Origin of the sequence: Hyphomonas pacifica, from assembly GCF_000682675.1 — a bacterium.
Lineage (GTDB): Bacteria > Pseudomonadota > Alphaproteobacteria > Caulobacterales > Hyphomonadaceae > Hyphomonas > Hyphomonas pacifica.
In genome coordinates this window covers 1-3,287 of sequence record NZ_AWFA01000063.1, presented here as the reverse complement: position 1 = coordinate 3,287, position 3,287 = coordinate 1, and the positions used below count along the sequence as shown (strand labels likewise).

Annotated in this window: 4 protein-coding genes; 1 reads left to right on the top strand and 3 read right to left on the bottom strand. The window is 54.6% G+C overall.

The features are described from left to right. Window positions 1-8: 8 nt before the first annotated feature. The 3 genes from HY2_RS17515 to HY2_RS14590 all read right to left on the bottom strand — a co-directional run bounded on the left by HY2_RS17515 (window position 9) and on the right by HY2_RS14590 (window position 2,269). Complete coding sequence (locus HY2_RS17515) at window positions 9-686, bottom strand: hypothetical protein (protein ID WP_146617214.1); 678 nt, start codon at window positions 684-686, stop codon at window positions 9-11. Beyond that, window positions 664-1,176 carry a hypothetical protein gene (locus HY2_RS14595; protein WP_206741045.1) on the bottom strand — a complete coding sequence of 171 codons (513 nt, stop codon included), beginning with the start codon at window positions 1,174-1,176 and terminating at the stop codon, window positions 664-666. The genes HY2_RS17515 and HY2_RS14595 overlap by 23 nt, the downstream gene beginning before the upstream one ends. Window positions 1,177-1,372: 196 nt before the next feature. Further along, a complete protein-coding gene (locus tag HY2_RS14590; RefSeq protein WP_034828935.1) occupies window positions 1,373-2,269 on the bottom strand; it encodes a LysR family transcriptional regulator in 897 nt (298 codons plus the stop codon). Window positions 2,270-2,391: 122 nt separating this feature from the next. Between HY2_RS14590 and HY2_RS14585 the strand changes: the two genes are divergently transcribed. Beyond that, window positions 2,392-3,255, top strand: coding sequence for an NAD(P)H-binding protein (locus HY2_RS14585; RefSeq protein WP_034828933.1), 864 nt, complete (start codon window positions 2,392-2,394; stop codon window positions 3,253-3,255). Window positions 3,256-3,287: the final 32 nt, after the last annotated feature.

The window sequence follows — 3,287 nt, the reverse complement described above, 5'->3', positions numbered from 1 at the left end:
AAAATGTCTCACGGTCGCTGAACCGCTACAGCTGAACGGATATGCCGTGTAGCCTGGAGTGGTACTGCAATCTCGATGATCCGCGCTTCGCCCAGTGTCATTAGGCGTTCAGAAAAAACTGGGGTTTGAATCCACATCGATACAACCTCACCGCCCCAGTACTTCATTAGAGGTTCGACACTACTGTCTTCAGGTGACACGGGATGCGAGGTCATCCAGAACTTGCCAGATCGCGCTTCCCGCTGATCGCTGAGAAACGGGCTCATTGAGTAAAGATGATCAGCAGTACTGTTATCTAGTTGTCCCGCCGAAACGATTGAATCTAACCGGCGCCGCAAACTTTCTGGTGTTGAAACCTGAATTCCCGTTGTGTGAAACTGAGCGACTTCCCGATTAGTCAGTCGTGTATAGTGAAACGCCCGAATTGTGCGTGTCATCATACATCGGTCGACAACCTCAAGCAGTTCATGAAATCCAGATGCATACGGATTACTAGGGCGCAATATTGCTCGATCCCCGTCACGATTTAGATCATGAGATAAGAATAGCTGGCTTTCAGTGTCGACATATGCACGAACTAAATTTTCGTGTGAGTTCAGAATTTTGACAAGGTCTTGATCAAACGTAGTTACATTCCAAACATCGATAACCGCAGGTGGAGTACTATCCAGCAATGGTGGGGTCATGTTTCTCAAGGACTTTCACAAGGACCGAATTTGCGGTCGCAAAATTGTCTTTCTGGTCCGCTAGATAGTATTGCCACTTTAACCCGTGGAACAGGTTATTGCGAAATCGAAAAACTAAAATAAGAATTGCAATGACCCGATTCCTTGGATCGTTATCCGTTCCATCAATTACAGCCCGTACCACCTCTTCAAAGTCATTACGCCTCAGATGCAAGTGATCGAAGTGGTAAGTAAAATGCCCATTGGCGAAATAGCGTTGCCTGAAATAAGCTAGCTCTTCATCCAAAGCTTCTGCTTCAAGCATCCCAGAAGCGTGCCAATCGTGCACCGCTCGACGGATGCGTCCAGCGCTTCCCGAAGAGTCGAGAATGCGTGCTTCGAACAGACTCCATAAGAAAGAAAAGTCAGAGACCGCTTCCAACTCCTCATCAGAAAGCTGATTGAACCCTGGCGCTTTGTCCTGAAGCCATTCCATAACTTTGGACACCATTTTTCTCTCCCACTCGCTTATTGGCGGTCTGATGCGCCCATAGGATAAAATCAATACGAGTTTGGAGTAGCTCTCGGAACCGACAGACAGAATTGGTTCCCATCTTCACCGTCACTGGTGCGCCACTCTCCCAAAAAGTAAAAATCATTCAAAGAGCTTCGAGTCAGGCTCGTTTCTGATCGAACACGATTTGAACTCAAGTGGTGCGGCAAACCTCAATGAAGGCCCGCAAGGGGGTGGGTGTGAGGCGGCCAGGATAGTATAGGCGCGGCCCCTCTTGATCGCGCCAGCAATCTGCGAGGACCGGAACAAGAGTTCCAGCCGAAAAGTCATCTTCAAGCCAATTGCGGAACATCCCGATAATGCCTAACCCGGCCCGCGCATAACTCAGCCCGGTGTTCATGGCGTTCACGCTGATTGTAAGCCGAGTGACCGGTTCCACACTGATCGTCTCATCCCCGTTTTTCAGCATCCATGGCAGGAGTGGTCCACCATGAAACCGATAACGGATCGCGTCGTGAAGTGTCAGTTCACCAGGGCTCTGCGGGCAGCCTCGCTCCTCCAGATAGGCCGGCGCCGCCGCCAGCGCGATCTGCTGGACGCGCGGGCCGATGGGAATGGAGACCATGTCCTTTTCCAAAGAGGTGCCATATCGGATGCCTGCATCGCATCCCGACGCGACGATATCGACCAGATTGTTCTCGACCACAATCTCGACCTCCACCTCAGGATGTTTGAGCTGAAATTTTGTAAGAAGAGGCGGCAGGATATCCGGCATGACGGCGCCGGGAACGTTCAGCTTCAATCGACCCCTTACCCAACCTGTGGAATTCGCCGTTTCCATACAGGCCTGGTCCACCTCCGCCAAAAGTGGAGCAATGCGGTCGGCCAAGGCACGGCCCTGTTCAGTGGCTCGGACGCTTCGCGTTGTGCGCACGAGAAGCGGCGCACCGAGTGTGGCCTCGATCCGCGAAACTGTGGTGCTGACCTTCGAAGGCGCGACGCCCAGACGTTTGGCCGCCGCTCGGAAGCCGCCTTCGTCGAGAACCGCTAGAAACACCCGGAGATCATTCGGCGGACCATTGTTCTTCATGAAGAACAGCTTATTCCAAATTTTGCGGATTATCAAAGATCAGGAGAACAGTCAGTCTAGATTCCAAGCCCACAATTAGGTGGCGTAGCTCGCCCCGACAGACAGCTTGAGGAAACCAATTCGTGTTGATCGTTACAGGTGCCTCCGGCCAACTCGGCCGCAAGATCATCGACAATCTGCTACTTCACACACCCGCCGAACGCATTGGCGTCAGCGTACGCGATCCTGCGAGAGTCGCGGATCTTTCAGGGCTTGGCGTCCGGGTGCGTAGGGGGGATTACGACGATCCCGAAAGCCTGGTTCATGCCTGGGAGGGGGCGGAACGCCTGCTGCTTGTTTCCTCAAACGCCGCTGCGACGGGAGGCGATCCGCTGAGGCAGCACGCTGCGGCAGTGGCCGCAGCGCGTGAAGTTGGAGTCAAAAGGGTCCTCTACACCAGCCAAGTATCTAGTTGCGCAGATTCTCACTTCCCGCCGGGCCGGGACCACGCCGCCACGGAGGCGATGTTGGCGGAATCTTGCCTCGCCTGGACAGCGATGCGCCACGGATTCTACGCGGCCAGCGCCCTCATGATGCATGCCCGTGGCTTGGAAGCAGGGACAATTGCTGCGCCACAGGACGGCAAAGTCGCCTGGACGACTCATGACGATCTGGCCGCCATCGACGCCGCCCTGCTGGCAGGGGTCGAAGTGATCGACGGCCCGACGCCGCCGCTCACCGGCGGCGAGGCGCTGGACCTTGCCGATCTTGCACGCCTGGCGAGTGTGATCACAGGCAAAGCAATTTCCCGAACATTCATTAGCGAGAAGGAGATGGAAGCGAATGCCCAAAGGGGCAACGTTCCCGAAGGCTCCATAGCGGTCATGCTCGGATACTATCGTGCAGCACGCGCGGGCGAATTCGAAACAGTTGATCCGACGCTTGGCAAGATCCTTGGGCGCGCGCCGGAAAGTATGCGCGTCTTTCTGCAGGAAAGCCTGAGGTGAAGTTGACCTGAGCCCTTTGGCTCCCTCATTCA